24 protein-coding genes and 1 pseudogene are annotated in these 16,359 nt (G+C 36.7%); 13 read left to right on the top strand and 12 right to left on the bottom strand.

The annotated features are described in order from the left end of the window. The first annotated feature begins 99 nt into the window (after positions 1-99). The 7 genes and pseudogenes from ACLKMH_RS03565 (at position 100) to ACLKMH_RS03535 (ending at position 4,127) form a co-directional block, all read left to right on the top strand. Entirely contained in the window at positions 100-357 is a 258-nt protein-coding gene (locus tag ACLKMH_RS03565) for a hypothetical protein (protein ID WP_413700892.1), read from the top strand. Continuing rightward, positions 303-1,031, top strand: a complete 729-nt coding sequence (locus ACLKMH_RS03560) for a C4-dicarboxylate TRAP transporter substrate-binding protein (protein WP_413702248.1) — start codon at positions 303-305, stop codon at positions 1,029-1,031. Before ACLKMH_RS03565 ends, ACLKMH_RS03560 begins: the two co-directional genes overlap by 55 nt. Then, the gene (locus ACLKMH_RS03555) at positions 1,012-1,188 is read left to right on the top strand and encodes a hypothetical protein (protein WP_413700891.1); all 177 of its coding nucleotides are present in this window, start codon (positions 1,012-1,014) and stop codon (positions 1,186-1,188) included. Before ACLKMH_RS03560 ends, ACLKMH_RS03555 begins: the two co-directional genes overlap by 20 nt. A 152-nt stretch (positions 1,189-1,340) precedes the next feature. Further along, entirely contained in the window at positions 1,341-1,889 is a 549-nt protein-coding gene (locus tag ACLKMH_RS03550) for a TRAP transporter small permease subunit (protein WP_413700890.1), read from the top strand. Beyond that, entirely contained in the window at positions 1,886-2,302 is a 417-nt protein-coding gene (locus tag ACLKMH_RS03545) for a TRAP transporter large permease subunit (protein ID WP_413700889.1), read from the top strand. The genes ACLKMH_RS03550 and ACLKMH_RS03545 overlap by 4 nt, the downstream gene beginning before the upstream one ends. Continuing rightward, a pseudogene (locus tag ACLKMH_RS03540) lies at positions 2,208-3,130 on the top strand (TRAP transporter large permease). The gene ACLKMH_RS03545 and the pseudogene ACLKMH_RS03540 overlap by 95 nt, the downstream one beginning before the upstream one ends. A gap of 127 nt (positions 3,131-3,257) precedes the next feature. Next, entirely contained in the window at positions 3,258-4,127 is an 870-nt protein-coding gene (locus tag ACLKMH_RS03535) for a dioxygenase (protein ID WP_413700888.1), read from the top strand. On the opposite strand, the gene ACLKMH_RS03530 is transcribed toward ACLKMH_RS03535, so the two are convergent. From ACLKMH_RS03530 to ACLKMH_RS03500, 7 genes are all read right to left on the bottom strand, one after another. Beyond that, positions 4,085-5,305 carry an MFS transporter gene (locus ACLKMH_RS03530; RefSeq protein ID WP_413700887.1) on the bottom strand — a complete coding sequence of 407 codons (1,221 nt, stop codon included), beginning with the start codon at positions 5,303-5,305 and terminating at the stop codon, positions 4,085-4,087. The genes ACLKMH_RS03535 and ACLKMH_RS03530 overlap by 43 nt on opposite strands. Before the next feature lie 13 nt (positions 5,306-5,318). After that, positions 5,319-6,179, bottom strand: coding sequence for a cyanophycin synthetase (locus ACLKMH_RS03525; RefSeq protein ID WP_413700886.1), 861 nt, complete (start codon positions 6,177-6,179; stop codon positions 5,319-5,321). A gap of 75 nt (positions 6,180-6,254) precedes the next feature. Continuing rightward, positions 6,255-6,944, bottom strand: a complete 690-nt coding sequence (locus ACLKMH_RS03520) for a hypothetical protein (RefSeq protein ID WP_413700885.1) — start codon at positions 6,942-6,944, stop codon at positions 6,255-6,257. 137 nt (positions 6,945-7,081) lie between these two features. Next, the gene (locus tag ACLKMH_RS03515) at positions 7,082-7,579 is read right to left on the bottom strand and encodes a hypothetical protein (RefSeq protein WP_413700884.1); all 498 of its coding nucleotides are present in this window, start codon (positions 7,577-7,579) and stop codon (positions 7,082-7,084) included. A gap of 2 nt (positions 7,580-7,581) precedes the next feature. After that, the gene (locus tag ACLKMH_RS03510) at positions 7,582-7,923 is read right to left on the bottom strand and encodes a YHS domain-containing (seleno)protein (RefSeq protein ID WP_413702247.1); all 342 of its coding nucleotides are present in this window, start codon (positions 7,921-7,923) and stop codon (positions 7,582-7,584) included. Positions 7,924-8,136: 213 nt separating this feature from the next. After that, on the bottom strand, positions 8,137-8,325 hold the full coding sequence (locus ACLKMH_RS03505; RefSeq protein ID WP_413700883.1) for a GNAT family N-acetyltransferase: 189 nt from the start codon (positions 8,323-8,325) through the stop codon (positions 8,137-8,139). Continuing rightward, positions 8,300-8,671: a GNAT family N-acetyltransferase gene (locus tag ACLKMH_RS03500; RefSeq protein WP_413700882.1), complete on the bottom strand. Its 372-nt coding sequence runs from the start codon at positions 8,669-8,671 to the stop codon at positions 8,300-8,302. Before ACLKMH_RS03500 ends, ACLKMH_RS03505 begins: the two co-directional genes overlap by 26 nt. A gap of 125 nt (positions 8,672-8,796) precedes the next feature. Between ACLKMH_RS03500 and ACLKMH_RS03495 the strand changes: the two genes are divergently transcribed. Continuing rightward, complete coding sequence (locus ACLKMH_RS03495; RefSeq protein WP_413700881.1) at positions 8,797-9,015, top strand: DUF3820 family protein; 219 nt, start codon at positions 8,797-8,799, stop codon at positions 9,013-9,015. 36 nt (positions 9,016-9,051) lie between these two features. Here the strand turns inward: ACLKMH_RS03495 and ACLKMH_RS03490 are convergent, their stop codons facing one another. The 5 genes from ACLKMH_RS03490 to ACLKMH_RS03470 all read right to left on the bottom strand — a co-directional run bounded on the left by ACLKMH_RS03490 (position 9,052) and on the right by ACLKMH_RS03470 (position 12,102). Further along, positions 9,052-9,792 (bottom strand): EAL domain-containing protein, encoded by a 741-nt coding sequence (locus tag ACLKMH_RS03490; protein WP_413700880.1) that lies wholly within the window; start codon positions 9,790-9,792, stop codon positions 9,052-9,054. Continuing rightward, positions 9,761-10,189 carry a diguanylate cyclase domain-containing protein gene (locus ACLKMH_RS03485; RefSeq protein WP_413700879.1) on the bottom strand — a complete coding sequence of 143 codons (429 nt, stop codon included), beginning with the start codon at positions 10,187-10,189 and terminating at the stop codon, positions 9,761-9,763. The genes ACLKMH_RS03490 and ACLKMH_RS03485 overlap by 32 nt, the downstream gene beginning before the upstream one ends. Beyond that, a complete protein-coding gene (locus ACLKMH_RS03480; protein WP_413700878.1) occupies positions 10,158-10,304 on the bottom strand; it encodes a diguanylate cyclase domain-containing protein in 147 nt (48 codons plus the stop codon). Before ACLKMH_RS03480 ends, ACLKMH_RS03485 begins: the two co-directional genes overlap by 32 nt. Before the next feature lie 71 nt (positions 10,305-10,375). Then, positions 10,376-11,239, bottom strand: a complete 864-nt coding sequence (locus ACLKMH_RS03475) for a hypothetical protein (RefSeq protein WP_413700877.1) — start codon at positions 11,237-11,239, stop codon at positions 10,376-10,378. 17 nt (positions 11,240-11,256) lie between these two features. Next, positions 11,257-12,102: a substrate-binding domain-containing protein gene (locus tag ACLKMH_RS03470; RefSeq protein ID WP_413700876.1), complete on the bottom strand. Its 846-nt coding sequence runs from the start codon at positions 12,100-12,102 to the stop codon at positions 11,257-11,259. 234 nt (positions 12,103-12,336) lie between these two features. Here ACLKMH_RS03470 and ACLKMH_RS03465 point away from each other — a divergent pair, with 234 nt between their 5' ends. From ACLKMH_RS03465 to ACLKMH_RS03445, 5 genes are all read left to right on the top strand, one after another. Next, positions 12,337-12,783, top strand: a complete 447-nt coding sequence (locus tag ACLKMH_RS03465; protein WP_413700875.1) for a FecR domain-containing protein — start codon at positions 12,337-12,339, stop codon at positions 12,781-12,783. Positions 12,784-12,871: 88 nt separating this feature from the next. Further along, the gene (locus tag ACLKMH_RS03460) at positions 12,872-13,207 is read left to right on the top strand and encodes a hypothetical protein (RefSeq protein WP_413700874.1); all 336 of its coding nucleotides are present in this window, start codon (positions 12,872-12,874) and stop codon (positions 13,205-13,207) included. Continuing rightward, positions 13,191-13,385 carry an OmpA family protein gene (locus tag ACLKMH_RS03455; protein WP_413700873.1) on the top strand — a complete coding sequence of 65 codons (195 nt, stop codon included), beginning with the start codon at positions 13,191-13,193 and terminating at the stop codon, positions 13,383-13,385. Before ACLKMH_RS03460 ends, ACLKMH_RS03455 begins: the two co-directional genes overlap by 17 nt. Before the next feature lie 14 nt (positions 13,386-13,399). Next, positions 13,400-15,370: a CHASE2 domain-containing protein gene (locus ACLKMH_RS03450; RefSeq protein ID WP_413700872.1), complete on the top strand. Its 1,971-nt coding sequence runs from the start codon at positions 13,400-13,402 to the stop codon at positions 15,368-15,370. A gap of 113 nt (positions 15,371-15,483) precedes the next feature. Next, entirely contained in the window at positions 15,484-16,332 is an 849-nt protein-coding gene (locus ACLKMH_RS03445) for an ion transporter (RefSeq protein WP_413700871.1), read from the top strand. The last annotated feature ends 27 nt before the right edge of the window (positions 16,333-16,359 follow it).

The following is a 16,359-nucleotide window of genomic DNA, read 5'->3' as shown; positions in this document are numbered from 1 at the left end:
CATTAATGTGAAGGGGTGCTGTTTGTTTATGGTTTCTTTTATAGAAGCACTCAAGGTCGAAATTTACCGTATCAATACGAAATATAAGGATGATCAACAATGAAACTTTCAAAAAAATTACACCTACAGGGTTTAGGATTAGCAATGATAGCTTTAATGTCTTTACCGGCATTAGCAACAGAAACAATCAACGCAGTAGTTATCGATGGATATCCAGCAAAATCCATGTGGGTGCATGAGTTTTCAAATTTCTTTATTCCTGAGGTTAATAAGCAGACTTTGCTGAAACTGGCAACTACGCTATTAAATGGCAAGAGTCTTATGGTGGTTCAATCGTCAAACCTAAAGGTGTATTAGAAGGAATAGAACTCGGCTTAGGTGATATTGGTATTGTCACCACCATTTTCCACAGCTCTAAACTACCAAGTCAATCACTGGCGACTGTCACACCTTTTATCTCTAGTGATGCACGAGTTGTTGCTAAAGCAATTGATGAAATAGCTAAAGAATACCCCACTATGCAAAAAGAGTTTGCCAAACAGGACCAAGTTTACCTCGCCACAGGTGTGGTTTTAAATACCTACCAACTTTATAGTAAAAAACCAGTGAAAAGTGCGGAAGACCTAAAAGGCGATAAAGTCGCTGGTGCAGGAACAAACTTACGGTACATACAGGGTATCGATGGTGTTGCAGGAGTAAGAGGCGGTTTAACAGACTTCTACAATATGCTTGCAACAGGGCTAGTTGACCACGCCATGCTTTGGCCTGAGGCGACTAAAACCTTCAAAATTTCTGAAGTTGCCCCTTATATGGCAGAGGTAGATTTTGGTGCAGTTAATACTAAAACAGTGACAATAAACGAACGTTTTTGGAAGAAGTTACCGGATGAAGTAAAAACTGTATTACAGGATGTTGCCATTAAATACAGAGATCACCTCGCGAACCTAGCAATGGATCGCGCACAAGAAAGTCGAGAAGCATATATAGCGACTCGGCGGTACGATTGTCACTATGACGCCAGAAGCGCGTAAAGCATGGGCAGATTCAGTTCCTGACCTTGCTAAAGAATTAGCGGATAACCTCGATAAATCTGGCCAACCAGGTACTGAAATGATTCGAGCTTATATTGATAAGTTACGCGCTCAAGGTGCAACACCAATACGCGATTGGACTATTGGTCTGAAATAAAAGGCCTGAAATAAAAATGGTCTGAAATAAAAAATAAGTAATACCAATTCTATAAATTAACAATCATATCGTGCGAGAAATCGCACGTTAACACTAGCTTGATCGGTTAATTGCATTGGTATAACCCATACATATTTCATGGAGCCTTATTAATGCATAATTATTTTAAAATGATTGCCAAACCACTTTCTCGACTTACCGATGCGACAGCGATGGCGGCTAACACGCTAGGAACACTGGTAGTGTTACTATTGGTATTAGCTGTGGATTACGACGTGATCGCAAGGGGTTTATTTAACAAACCTTTTATGGGGGCTGTCGAAGTAGTGCAATTCTCAATGGTGTTAATTGTTTTTTTACAGTTACCCGATGTAATGCGCGTCAACCGTTTAACGCGTTCAGAGGGTTTTTTGATTGTTATGGAGCCTCGTTTTCCTACTTTTATTCGCTTTGTACGACGTGTAATAGATGCTGTTTCTTCAACTTTAATGGTGTTAATCGCCATTGCTATCTGGCCCGAGTTTTTAGATATGCTCGAAACAAAAGATTATTTTGGTGTACCCGGTGTGTTTACTGCACCATGGTGGCCGATCAAACTTACCATCTTTCTAAGCGCCGTATTATGCGCCTTAATATTGATTTTTAAGGTTATTTTGGGTGAAGAAAAAGTACATTTAGCAACGACTGGAGAGAAGTCATGAGCCCTATTGAGATTGGTTACCTCTCTGTTATCGCCATTATTATCAGTGTTTACATTGGGTTTTATATCCCTATCGCACTCAGTGTTATTTCGATGATCGCAATTTGGTTATTAAGAGATAATTTTGAGCTATCTATGAACCTGCTTAAAGTCGCCGTTTCCGATAGTGTGATGGAATATACTTTTGCAACCGTACCTTTATTTACCTTTATGGGGTTAGTTGTTTCTAAGGCTGGTATGGGTTCAGACATATACCAAGTAATGAACTCTGGCTTTAGAAAAGTCAAAGGGGGCATAGGCATGGCCACCGTGGGTGCAAATGGCATTTTTGCAGCTGGTAACAGGTTCGTCTATCGCATCAGCCTCAGTATTTTCAAAAGTCTCTGTGCCACAAATGTTGAAGTATGGTTATAGCCCTCGTTTTGCCGTTGGGGTAGTGGCTGGTTCATCGGTTTTAGGCATGATCATTCCACCTTCTGCAATGTTAATCATCTACTCCTTTGTCGCAGAGCAATCTGTCGGAGATATGTTTTTAGCGGGTGTTGTACCAGGCTTACTATTGACCTTTGCTTATATGGTTGCCATTTGGATAATGATGCGTTATTTCACCAATTTCGTTGGAAATACAATCTCTACAGAAACAGAGTGGATGCCTCTGCGCGAAATTGTTGAAAAAACCGGTCCATTAATCGGCCTTATTTCTGTTGTATTAGGTGGGATCTACACAGGTTGGTTAACGCCAGTAGAAGCCGGGGCGACCGGAGCGACTTGTGGATTAGTAATCGCCTTCTTCCGTAAAAAAATGACCTTGAAAATGTTTTGGGAAGCGCTTATCGAGACGGGGCATATCACTGCATCGATTCTGTTCTTAATTACAGCCGCGTCTATATATAGCCGTATGTTGGGATTGGCAGGTTTACCTAACGAATTGGCTGAAATATTGGCCGCAAACCAAATGAGTATTTTCACAATCATGGTGATTTACGTCGGTTTAATGCTTTTTTAGGTACCTTGTTAGATACTTCATCGATTATTTTAATTGTTGTGCCACTGTTCTTACCATTAATTGAACCCTTAGGCTTGAGCCTAGTGTGGTTCGGTATTGTTACCGTAGTAGGTGCAGAAATTGGTTTGCTCACACCGCCATTAGGCATCAGCTGTTTTGTCATAAAATCTAGCTTAGATGATGACCGGATAAGTCTCAAAGATGTCTTTATGGGCGCACTCCCTTCGCATTTGTAATGCTTATAGTACTAATTTTATTAATTAAATACCCAATGTTAAGTATTGGAATTTTAAATTAATAATCTTAGTTTTTTAGAATAAAAATATTTTAATTAAATATGTTTAAAAATTAAAAGGAAAGAATATGAGAACAGTTACAGCTGAAAATATTACCGAAACTTTTATTAACTATTTTGGTGAGAATACTGACCCAAGAACAAAGGAAATCATGTCTTCATTGGCAAAACATTTACACAACTTTGTTAAAGAAACACACCTCACACATGATGAATGGAGACACGGTTTAGAACTGTTGAAATGGACAGGAGACATTACCACGGATGAACGTAATGAATTTGTATTGTTATCTGATGTGCTCGGTATTTCATCGCTTGTTGATATGATCAACACACACCCAGTTGCGACCAGTTCCAGTGTATTAGGACCATTTCATATTTCAGATGCGCCACCAATGGAAATAGGAACTGATTTCAAACGTCATTATGAGGGTGAAGTGATACTTGTAGAGGGTACAGTAAAAGATACAGAGGGAAATGCCATTGCGGGCGCCAGCGTCGATATTTGGCAAACCGCACCAAATGGTTTGTATTCATCTCAAGATGAAGAGCAAGATATTCATAGTTTTCATGGTGTTTTTACCACGGATGAAAATGGGCGCTATGCCTTTACCACTATTCGTCCTGTGAGTTACACAGTGCCAAGTGATGGCCCTGTTGGCAAACTACTTGACGCAACAGGGCGACACCCCTGGCGTCCTTCTCATCTTCATTATATTGTCAATGCACCTGGTTACCACTCCTTAGTAACCGAGGTATTTCCTGATGATGACCCTTATTTAGATCAAGATACAGTTTTTGGTGTACGTGAAGATCTGGTAACAACTTATTTACCTCAACCAGCAGGGACTTTTCCAAAGGAAGGTTTTGAGTTATCGGGCAAGGTAGATGAATCCTATTCTCGTATTGATTTTGACCCTATTTTATTAGCTAAATAAGCAATGCGTGGCAGTAATTTTTTATTGTCACGCCCATAGAGCAGATATACAAACACTAAAGGTAATGCAAAGTAATAGATGCTTTGCAGTTGATTAATAGCGAGTTGCTCCACAGGAATAAACCAGGCAATCAAACTAAAAAACACCAAAATCATCAATTGTGAGTAGTAGCTTTTAGCAACAATGTAATAAATAGAATTACCTTGGCTAGCAATATCATAAAAACGTTTATTAAAAGCTAAACGGAAAAAACTACTTAAAAAGGCAATCAATAACATACCACTATAAAGGGTAAGATCGTTATGTTGAACATCTAATTGGGCACGCAATAACCAAGCAAGCGCATAACCAAAGGTAGAAATAATAAAGATACGTTGAACATTAGTACGATCAATGATTTTTTTAATCACAAAGAAAACAAACGCCAGTAAAACACTCAAAGAAACGATTAACAAACCTAACTTTAGTAAACTCTCTTTAGTAAGTATGTAAAGCGTGAGAACCCAAAAATAACTTTCCAAAAAAAGAAACAAACCATCAATAATGAAAATACTTTTAGAGTGAAAGGCATCTTTAAAAGCTAATATTTTAGATAAGCTAAAGGCGACAGGCTGTTGTTCTTTTAATAAATCTTTGCTGTGACTCAATAATCGACGTAATAAAAAGAAACCAGCTAATGAAGTAAAAAATGACAATGCAATCAAGCTGTTAATATATTCAGCATCAAGCATAAAACTGCCTATTAAAATACCAAATTTAAGGCAAAGCATTACTAATATTTGGAAGTTACCAAAGGTATCGCCAGTGTTTTTATCACTGGTAATACTTTGGAACAATAGACGTTGAGTCGACCAATAAAAACAACCTGCCGCACCATTGATTAAAGCACCAAAAGAAAGTAGCAACCATTGTGTATCCCAAATTAATACACCGACTAATATCATTTGGAAAATGAATGACAGAGCAATGATCAGCGACCAATTTCCCTGAGCGCGTAATTTATCCCAAACTGTTAAAGCAATTAAAAAGCCAAGTGCGCTAAGTGCAACAAACCATGAAATATTGGCAATATCTAAACCTTTATCCCATAAGATAACTGGGATAAAGATAGGTAACAGTCCAAGTAAAAAGGAGTGAATAGCAGAAAAAAGATAAAAGGTGCGACTCAGTAAAGGCATAATGTTTATCGATTTAATAGGTATCTGGCTGACTAATATCTAAGCTATCAAGTTCATCAAAGTGCACAGACAAATCCTCAGCTTTACCGTAACGAGGGTAACTATGCATTTTTAGATAAGGTCTTGAGTTTACTTCTAAAAATATAACTTTTTGCTCGTTATGATCAAGCGTAATGCCCTTTTCCATAATCACGTCAATGCCTAGAATATTTGCATCAAAAAGTTTAAGCACATCTTTAAATAGGGTTTTATTCGCTTCAGGAAGCAAGCTTTTATCAATCACTTCAACAACACCACCCGGCGCTAATGAAATACGATAAAACAAAGTTACATTCTCATTTTTAGTAGGTACGGTTTGCAAATCATAACCCGACTTTTTCAAAAAAGAGGTCGTCTGAGGGCCTTTTTGCAATGGGTGCATGCAAGGATATAAGCCCATTTCTTCACGTGTTTTATTTTCAACATCAATCAGTTGCTCAATAGTTGACTTGCCATCACCAATAACAAAAGGCGCATAACGCTCTAATACTGACATAATTTTGCCATTTGCCACCACGACACGATAATTATGCCCCTGCAAATATTGCTCTACAACGGTAAAAGGCCACCAGCACTTGGCAAAAAATATCGCTTTCCATAATTCTTTATAATTACGAATAGGAAAATGGCTACCACGCGAAAAACCACTGACATTAGGTTTTATCACCAATGGAAAGCCATGCTGTTTGGCAAATTTAATCGCTTTAAAAGGATTAAAGAAGATTAAACCCTGCGCATGTGCAATACCACCCTGTTTGAATTTGTTACGTGCTTGCTCTTTACTACGGCAACTTTTACGTACGCTTAAGCTATTGTAATTACTACAACCATCCATAAAGGTTTTGCTTATCCAAGCATAAATTACTTTTTTAAGTTCATTGTTTTCTCTTATATTTGTTATTTTAAATGCTCAATTTAGCGACTTAACACGTCTCACAAAGGGAGGCTTTTTGAAAAACACCTGCTTCACCTCTTGAGAATCTGGGATGCTTTGGGTGACTAATACTAATTGTTTCATTGCTTTATTGATAAATAACCACTTTTGCCAGAATGAATGCTCTTTTACTAATAACACTAAAGGCATAGGCACAAATAGATTTACTTCCACAACATGGAATTTCCCTAGAATTAGTTCCTCTAAGCTATTGGCACGCACACCATAACGAGCAATACGATAATTACCCATCTGTTTCAAATGTCCCCAAATCTGATCTAATTCAATTTGACTTAACTCAGATGTTTTATCTTGATAATAACTATCTTTGTTATAAATCCCATTAACGGGCAAAGTATCTTCACTACGGTTACAGGTTTCTGTTACTGATAAAATAGAGTATTGCTGTAAATTATCCTGATCAGGGATCATAAATAATTCAAACTCTCTTAGCCCCGGCGCGACTTGTTGGATTAAATAGAAAGGATCACTTTCTGTGCGTAACTGACGTAATTCATTCAGTTGTTGTATATTATCAACACGAGTTACACCACTTGAATTTTGTCCCCATTCAGGTTTCACAAATACAGGGTATTGTTTGGGATCTCGCGTACCGTAATCCATAAACTGCTCAAGCAACCATTGATTGGGAATGCGATTATCCATCTCTAATTTAGAAAATATATCCGTGCTTGCTCATTAAAATAAGGCGCATTTAACTGGAAGTATCGCCAAGGGCCAACCCGCAAGCGAATACAGTTAAAAATATAGGTAAACACAAGTGATAATCGCAGTAACACGGTTTAGTCCTTTTTAAATTTAATTAGGTTAAAAAATGCCATCATGGCGCCTAATACAAGAATTGACACTGCGGCAAAAAATAAAGAACCACCATCATTTTTACCTTCATGTATTACTTCAATGCCCAAAGGGGTGAACAAATGGAAGAAAACCGCACCGCTCATTACCATAGAAGCTAATGCGCCTCCTATGGTATGCATCAAGTAAATATTCGGGCTATTATTGATAACGCCTAGTTTTTTGAATATAAAAAACAACGCAGGCGCTAATAAAATGATCGCAGTAATAAGCTCAACGCCACCCACAACATAGGAACCATAATTCGTAAATAATGCCCCACCTGTTTCCCCAACAATGCCCTTTAACCATTCACCAATAACACCAAATATATGCTGTGTATCAGGATGTAATGTGAACTTGTAAGGCAAAGAGAATAGGAATACTTTGCTTATCCAAATAACAATCACCCAACTAAATACGGACGTTTTACTTATTTTCACAGTTATTCCTTTTCTAGCTGAGCCCAGCTTGCATCTGCTTTTTCAATGAAACCATCAATATCTGCAAGCCACTTATCTTGTACTTTTTGATCATAATTTAGATAGAGTTTGTCATTATGGATTGTCCAAAAAGGTGCGTTTCCAGGAGCGGTTTTACTACTAGCCATCGCCCAAGCACAATATCCACCGTATTGAGGCGCATATTTTTCTGGATCAGCTTTAAATTTATCGAGGTTGTCCTGCGAAGCGAAATACCAATCTGCGCCTTTATACTCAAATTGGTATTCTGAAGACCCTTCTACGGGTTTTTGTTGCTCAAAAAAGCGATTACATCGTAACCCGATGCGACTTTACTACTAAAATAACCTGTGTATATCGCATCAGTCTGCAAATACCGATGTACTAACCATTGCACACAACAGGACTAAGGTTTTAATGCTTCGATTTATAATATTCATTTTTTCACCATTTTATTGTTTACGACAAGACTTACCTATAAGACCTTGCAAACAATAAAAGTATTTCACCTATAGTAAAAAAATTTCTTAATCTAAGACTTAATGGATTAAAATCAGCTTTATAAATCTTTCTTTAATAACAGGTCCGTTTGAATATCCTCCCATATTAAAGGGATGCGACCCTACCTGATAAAAGCCCTGTGCTTGATAAAACGCTAAAGCGACTAAGTTATCTTCCCAAACACCTAACCAAAGTGACGATTTATTTTTTTGTCTCGCCTGGTTCATGAGCAAAAGCCATTAACTTTTTACCTAATCCAAGACGTTTATATTGTTTACAGATATAAAAACGTTCGACCTCTAAACTATTTTGCACAACATCATCAGTTTGTGCATCGCCTTCATTAATTTTTAAATATCCCGCAATGTCATTTTCAACATAAATAAAATAAAAGGTACTTCCAGCAACATGCCATTCCTGTGATAACTTTTCTAATGTCAGCGCATCATTAAAGTATTGTTGCATCAGATCTTCGCAGTTATAGTCGGCAAAGGTATCGTGATAGGTTGAAATAGAAATTTCGCGTAAGTCAGTGAGCTGTTCATGCTGGCAAGGTATTATTTTAATCGTCATTGAGAGTCTTCTTTTTGTTATATCAGCCTAGTAATATACCCTATCTCCATCAAAAACTAATAATAATGACCTATCAATTAGGCTAAAATAAACACTTATTTATTAACTAGAAAATAGGCAATCCTGTGTTAGATGATCCAAAAGTACTTAGTGAAACCATTAACCAGATCATGCCCTTTGGAAAATACGCAGGGCGAAAACTTATTCACTTACCTGAGCCCTATTTAGTGTGGTTTCATAGCAATGGCTTTCCAGAAGGGAAACTAGGTAAACAACTCGCACTCATGTATGAGATAAAATTAAATGGTCTTGAAAAAATGTTAGCCCCATTGATTAAGCCGTAATCTTTTCATTAATTTACAGGAGAATATTAATTATGTTTATTTTTCGGGTAAAGGGATTGGATAACTAACAGCATAACCCTGAGCAAAATCGACATCCATCTCGGTAAGAACATCAATAATAGACTGGTTTTCTGCGTACTCTGCAATGGTCACTTTTTCCATTATGTGGCCAATACGATTAATCGTTTCAACCATTGCTCTATCTATTGGGTTGGCTTCTAAATTCTTCACAAACCCACCATCTATTTTTAGATAATCAACGGGTAATTTTTTTAAATACTCAAAGGAACTTGCCCCTGCGCCAAAATCATCAATGGCAAACTTTATACCTAAGTTTTTACATTTATCAATAAATTCAATGGCTGACGCAATATGCTTTACAGCAACCGTTTCAGTAATTTCAAAACAAATACATTTAGGATCTATATTAAACTCGGCAATCTTGCTTTCAATAAATGTATATAAATTAAGTGAATTGATAGACGCGCCTGAGAGATTGATATTTATCATTACTGTTTGCGTAGCAGAGAGAGATTTTAGTTTTTCAAATTCAGAAAACACTTTATTAATTACCCATCTATCTATTTGAGGCATTAAATCATACCTTTCTGTCGCTGGAATAAATTGAGTCGGTGAAATAATTAGTCCATCTTCATCAATCATTCTTAACAATATTTCTAAATGTAGGCGATCTCCATATTCCTCTTTTAAAGCTCGGTAGTTTTGATGATAAATTGTAAAGCGATCATCCTTTAACGCGACGATTAATTCTAGCAACCCAACCTGTTTGAGTTCGTCTTGCCACTAAGTCAAGATCACTTTCACTAAAAGTACAAACTCTATGTCGACCTTGTTCTTTAGCCCAATAACAAGCAGAGTCCGCTTGCCCTAATACATCAAGTATACTAAAGCTTTCCCTATTGATGACGGTAAGACCTATACTTATGCCCACTGTGTATATTTCTTTCTCCCAAAAGAACTGATACTGCTCAACAGCCTTTAACAAGTCTTTTGCTATTCGCTCTCCCTGCTCTTCATTACAGCCTTCAAGTAATAGACCAAATTCATCTCCACCAAGTCGTGCTAAAGTATCGCTAGATCTAAGTAATGAATTCATTAGAGTAGATAACTGTTTGAGCAACTCATCTCCGGCAACGATGACCACATGAATCATTGACAACTTTAAAACGATCTAGGTCCATACAACAAACAACGTATTGAGTTTCATCTTTATTTGTTTTATCGATGGCATTTGATACTTTTCTCTCAAACTCTCGACGATTAACCAAACCAGTTAATAGATCATGTGAAGCTTCCCATGTCTGTCGTTCAAGATTAGCTCGCGCAATAGTGACGTCTCTTAGGCAAAGTACAACACCAGAAATGTCACCTTGTTTATCAAAGAGAGGTGCCGCGTGCTCCTCGATGGATATTTTTTGTGTGTAGTTGTTTCTAATATACTTTGCCTATTACATTTTGCCATAACACCTAACCGCAGAGCCTTGCATAAAGCAGACTCAACCGCTAAGCCAGTCATTTGATCTTTTATATGAAGCAAAGTTGAAGCTATTTGACCTTCTAATTTATCACCAAGCATTGTTTTAGCTAACGCATTGGAGTAGAGGATCTCACCTTTAGCATCAGTTAGTATCACTGCTTCACTAACTGCTTGTAAGGTTTTTTCTGCTCTTTCTTTTTCTATATATAATTCTGTTGATATGCGTTGTAGGGCTCTCACAGGTAACCAGCGTAATATAAAATAAATCAATCCAGATAACACAGCACCAAGGATTAAACTCCATATTACATTAATTAATAAATCGTCAAGGGAAGCCTTAACCGTGACTCTTCCAACCACTTTATTAATATCATAAAGTGGGTAACTACGTTGTATATTTATCCCGTCTATCTTTGAACCCGTTGAGGTAACAAGTTCTTCTTCATTATCAAAAACCTCAATATATTCGTTATCTAATGCAACAGGTTCACGACTCAATATCCCATTGGTCCGATTTTCAGCATACATCCAAGTATTGGGAAGAGAGGTAATTATCTCGCTCTGAGCATGCGCTTTTATTTTAGCTTTAAATAAAAGTGAATCAGACAAATTATAATAACCAATTAACCCGTACCCAAGTGGCAAGGTTAACCCCGTAATAATAGAAATTGCTAGCGCAAAACGGGTAATAAGCTTAGTTAATTGGTCGTTTTGTATTAGATGCATTATAGTAATTCTTCTAATTAAATTGGATAGTTGCCGTTATCAGTTAAAATATCTTTTCCTTGCTCGGATTCTACAAAATCGAGAAACGCCTTAACATGTAAAGGTAGTTGTTGAGGGAGTATAAAATAAAAGCTTTTTATGATTGGGTATTCGCCAGAAATACAGGCTTCTGGTGTTGGTGCTATCCCGTTCAATTTTAAAGCATGAATAGGTCGCTTTTCAGATAAAATTAACGCTAAACTGGTAACACCAAAACTACCTTGAGCTTTTTCTATTAGGTCAACAGCTTCCTGATCTGTTGAAGCAAATAAAAATTTAGAGTGTTGGTCTATTTTTTCCATTGCACTTTTTAGCTCTGCAGACAGTCGCTTCAATTGTTTTGTATTATCATCATTAGCTTGTCGAGTAACTGGACGTATAAATTCCCCGTTGTCCCATTCGGTTACTTTTCCTGAATAAATATTTATTAGATCATTGGTACTAATATCTGTATTTGAGGAACGATTTGACATAGCAATAACAGTGGGAGTACGAGCATACTCAATGGAAATTGCGCCTAAAGCTGATTCGTTGTCTTTTAATGGTCGGGAACTCAGCCCGATATCTATTTTTCCTTTGGGTATCGCCTTAATTGCGCCACTACTACCAATGCTGGGTAATACAGTGATTTTGACATCAGGATGTTGTAATTGGTAAGCATCAGCCATTATACGCATAGTACCTAATGCGTTACCTGTCCCTCCAATAATGATATTCGTAGCCCATGCTGGTAGACAAAATAAAGTGCCGAAACAAAATACACGAAGCGATTTTTTTAAGATTGAAATATTCTTTGCGATCATTGTTTTTAAGCCTTTCATCATTAAGTTACCTAAAAACCTAGTACACATAAATACTTTTGTAAACGTCTACTTACTTCAAAAACCCCCAAAAGAGACATGACTATAAAGATATTTCCATAACTAATTTAAAATTAAAACATCAAACATTAATAGAATAAAAAAGTAAAAAGTGTTAAGAATATAACGATTACCATAAATTAATTCATTTAATTTTTATAATGTCTTACACTATATATTTATATGAAAGGTTGCCTTATGAATTCAGTAATAACTTCCCGCATATTATTTTTATTTTTTATTTTTTTATGTTCCTCAGCATCCGCTAATAGTGACATTATTGGTTCAATAAAAGTAATTCAGGGTGATGTCATTATTGCCAAAGGTGACAGTCAACAGAAAGCAAAATTACACGATAAAATTTATGAAGGTGATATAGTCGAAACAAAAGATACTGGCAATATTGCACTACTTTTCGTGGATGGCACTCAATTCTCTATTGGGCCAAACTCGCACATGATCATTAATCGTTACCTGTTTTCTCCGAAACAAAAACGTTACGCCTTTGATGTCATGTTAAATAGTGGTTCTGCTATTTACACTTCAGGAAGGTTATCCAAACTAGCTCCTGAAGCGGTAAAAATACAAACACCGCAGGCTGTCATTGGTGTGCGAGGCACAAAATTCTTAGTTGAGGTGGATTAATCATTATGGAAGCATTAATAATTAAAACCTTAGTAGCATTCGCAATTGTTCTTTTTTTAATCAGTCAAGCACAACAAAAGTAACCTTATTGCCAAATGACAATGAAGTGAGTCAAATCATTATATCGAATGATTCCGGTAAACAAGTTGTCAATAAACCAGGTGATGCTGTCAGCGTGGCTTCAAAAACACAGCAACCAAGTGCACCAAGTGCCGTTGAGCTTGAAAAAATACAATTAAAACACGCGTCATTATTTGCAATACAGCCACAAAAAGTTGAAACTTTTCTACTTTATTTTGAAAACAATGGTACGACACTTGTACCTCAGTCACAGTTGTTGATTACAAATGTTATCGCTTCCGCTAATAATAGAAGCTACCCTCAAATTAACATTATTGGTCATGCCGATGCTCGCTGGAGATAGTCAATATAATATGGAACTTTCCTATCGAAGAGCAACAGCAGTAGCTGAATTATTACAATCTAAAAATCCTCAAGAGGCGGAATATAGAATTGATTCCTATGGTGAAAATGACCCACTAGTTAAGTCAGGAAAGGAAGTAGAACCAAGAAATAGACGAGTTGAAATTCAAATCTGGTAATGGCCAAACACATAATGAGCCAACCTAAATTACCTATTACTAATCAAACAATAAAGTATGCACCTTTGTTTATGGGGGTGCTTATTTCCCTTTGTTTTGCATTATATGCACTTGTCACTCCCTTAAGCGAAAGAGTCGTAGACTGGAAATTTTATGACTTTTATAACAGTTACAGCGCTAGCATAGCACCAGCCCAAAACATTATTATTATTGATATTGACGATCAAAGCATAGAAACACTTGGACAATGGCCATGGCCTCGATATCGTCTTGCACAGGCGATACGCTTAATTACCGAAGACAGGCCATCGGCACTGTTAGTTGATATATTACTCTCAGAAAAAGACCGCTCCTCATTAATTAATATTCAAGAAAGCTTTGCAAGCGAGTTTGCTGTTCAGCTTAACTTTCCTGGTATCCCTCAAGTATTAACCGACAATGATGCTTACTTCGCTGAAGTTATTGACAAAACCCCGACTATATTAGCGTCAATGTTAACTCAGCATAATGTCAGCAAAGAGGCTCTGTGTACTGATAATAATCTTATTAAAGTAAATCAAAATGTCGAGGTCGGTCAGCTCAAACAATACAACGACATTATTTGCCCGCTACATAGATTTTCTCGCAACAGTGCTTCAACTGGCTTTATTAACGCAACCATTGATAAAGATGGATTGCTTCGACGCATACCCATTGTGATGCAATATAATGACAAGCTGTTACCGAGTTTGCCATTAGCAGGATTAATGGTGATGTTAGGCTCAGATGCAAAAATAGAAAACGATAAGATAGGAAATTTTGTTAATCTGAATGGTCGTAAGATTCCCATTGATTCAGAGGGTAATGCACTTATTAACTTTAGAGGTGAAGGTCGACACTATGAAACAATATCTATTTTAAGCCTGCTCAGTGGCGAAATTCCTGCAGATTATTTTTTAGGTAAAATTGTATTATTAGGTGCAACCGCCTCTGCCTTGAATGATATTGTTAGCACACATTTAGACGTCACTTTTCCAGGTATCGAGGCTCACGCAACACTCATTGATAATGTGTTAAATAATGACCTATTAAAAACAGCAAATTGGTTTAACCAACTTGAAGGCTTTATTATCTTGTTATTAGGTCTATCGATAACAATACTAATTATGAGCCAAAGCGTTTCGGTTTACAGCTTATCCAGTTTGTTTATCGTAAGTATTATATTGATTGTTCCAGCTATTCTTCTACAAAACCTACAACTCTATGTTTCGCCTTTCCTTGTTTTAATTAATTTAATTAGTGTTTTTATTGTCGTCACAGCATTGAAGTATTACAGCGCAGAAAAACATCTCCTTGCTGTGCTTAAATCGATTTCCAATGCAAGCTTATCGATAATTGACAGTATGGCAACGGTGGCAGAGTTACGAGACTCAGAAACAGGTGGGCATATTATTAGAACTAGGCTTTATGTGAAAGCAATGTCTGTGCACTTACAAACAAAGGATAAATACAAACAAGAAATTACTGATGACTACATTAGTTATATATTCGCAGCTGTCCCTTTACATGATATTGGTAAAGTGGGTATTCCAGATAACATTCTACTCAAACCCGGGAAATTAACGCCCGACGAGTTAGTTATTATGCGCACCCATGTCGCATTAGGTGGAGATATATTAAAACAAACAGAGGAAAAAGTAGGCGCTAGTCCTTACCTTGATATCGCAATAGAAATTGCAAACTGCCATCATGAACGCTGGGATGGGAGTGGTTATCCAATGGGATTACATGCTGAAGATATTCCGCTCTCTGCTAGAATAATGGCCATTGCCGATGTCTTTGATGCCTTAGTTAATAGACGAGTATATAAAGAAGCAATGAGCTTTGATGAAACGATTAAAATAATCAAGCAAGGTGCTGGTAATCATTTTGACCCCAATATAGTTGATGCATTTCTAGAAATAAAAGAAGAGATGATAACTATTGCGCAAACAGTTGAGGATTAAAGCTAAATCATTATTTCGAAAAAACACCACAATAAATTAAGACATATCATGTCTAGACACTCCTGTTATTTCATTTTATTCTACCCACTCTAAAACAATTCAAGCGGAACAACATGACAGACTTTAACAAATCGATTGATAAAACATTAGTTAGCGCTAAATACAATCAACTTCAACGTCGTTTTTATGAAATAAGAAATAACAAAATTTTTGAATTATTTGTTATCTCAATTATCATTTTTTCCGCATTGATGATCGGTGCTAACAGTTACGAAATATCAGACACAACAATGCAGGTCTTATCGGTATTAGATGCGACGATAACTGCTATCTTCTTAATTGAAATCATTATTCGATTTATAGGCGAGCCAGAAAAGAAATATTTCTTCCGCAGTTTCTGGAATATATTTGATACCTTTATTGTTGTCGTTAGCCTTATTCCCATTGAAGACAGTGAAATGGCGTTATTAGGTCGTTTAGTACGTATTTTCCGTGTATTACGTATGGTCAGTATCATTCCTGAACTACGTATTTTAATAAACTCATTGGTCAAAGCATTACCGCAACTTGGTTATGTTATGCTGTTAATGTTTATTATTTTTTATATTTACGCGACGGTTGGCACAACCTTTTTTGCAGAGCTGAATCCTCAGCTATGGGGCGATATTTCGATCAGTTTATTAACACTGTTTCGGGTAATGACCTTTGAAGATTGGACTGATGTTATGTATGAGACCATGACACTGTATCCGCTATCATGGATCTACTACTTAACCTTTATCTTCTTTACAGCCTTTGCTTTCTTAAATATGGTGATTGGTATTGTTGTTAACGTATTAGAGCAAGAACGAAAAATTGAAGCTGACTTGGAAAATCAAGACTGCCAAGAGCCAACGATGCAAGAACTTAAACAAGAGCTTGCTGAAATTAAAGCGTTATTGACTCAAAAAAGTAATGAATAAGAGCTAACATAACCCAGAATAAACCCG

Origin of the sequence: Psychromonas sp. KJ10-10 (assembly GCF_047323245.1) — a bacterium.
Classification (GTDB): domain Bacteria; phylum Pseudomonadota; class Gammaproteobacteria; order Enterobacterales; family Psychromonadaceae; genus Psychromonas.
This window is presented reverse-complemented; position numbering and strand designations above follow the sequence as displayed.